Source organism: Niveispirillum sp. SYP-B3756, from assembly GCF_009495745.1.
In the GTDB taxonomy this organism is placed as follows: domain Bacteria; phylum Pseudomonadota; class Alphaproteobacteria; order Azospirillales; family Azospirillaceae; genus Niveispirillum.
Map to the genome: position 1 here is coordinate 1 of NZ_WIDQ01000052.1, position 992 is coordinate 992.

At 61.6% G+C, this 992-nt stretch carries 1 protein-coding gene; it reads left to right on the top strand.

From position 1 onward, the window contains the following. Positions 1-66: 66 nt before the first annotated feature. The coding region (locus tag GE253_RS25675) for a calcium-binding protein (RefSeq protein ID WP_348770957.1) at positions 67-992 on the top strand (926 nt) is incomplete at its 3' end.

Here is a 992-nt window from a genome sequence, read left to right on the forward strand (position 1 = left end):
CCCCCAAGCCAGACGTCTGTACACATTTCCGGTGCGACACAAACAGACGGCACGCCCACGGCACTGGTGATCAACACCTCGGCCCTCAACTCATCACTGTCGATCCAACTCGATAATGTTGAGTTCGCAGCCGTGATCGGATCAGCCACCCTGGTCGGTGGTGAGGGTAATCAGGTTATCTACGGCGACAGCAGCAGCCAGTACATGGTACTCGGCCCCGGCGACGATATTCTGTCGGGCGGTGCCGGCAATGACACGGTGATGAGCACGCTCGGCAATGACACGTTGAGCGGCGACGCCGGTGACGATTTTGTCAATGGTGGCGAGGGTAATGACTGGGTGCTGGGCGGCGATGGGAACGACCTGATCGGCGGTGGCACCGGCAACGACACCGGCTTCGGCGGCACCGGCAGTGACATCATGTTCGGGGAAGACGGCAACGATGTCCTCAGCGGCGGCGCTGGCGATGACACCGTCGTGGGTGGCAGCGGCAACGATCTTGTGTTCGGTGACGACGGGACGGATTTCCTGGTCAGCGGTGAGGGTGACGACACCGTAAACGCCGGGGCCGGCAATGACGTGGCCTTGGGGGGGACCGGAAATGATCTGATCGGCTTGGGTACCGGCAACGATCTGGCGAGCGGCAACCAAGGTAACGACACGCTGTTCGGCGAGGATGGAAATGACACGCTGTTCGGCGGAGAGGGTAACGATGTCCTGAACGGCGGTGCCGGCGATGACATCCTGTTCGCTGATGGCGGCGCCGATACCCTATGGGGCGGCGAAGGCAGAGACCTCTTCGCGTTCGGGAAGGACAGCGGCGGGTCGGTGATCATGGATTTCCAGCTGGGTATTGATCGCATCGCCCTTTACGATCCCAGCATGGATATGGCGGCGATCATCAATTCCGCCACGGTGGTAAACGGCAACACCGTGTTGACCCTTGCCGCCGGCCAAACCATCACCATCCTGGGCCAGACCGGCGACGTAGC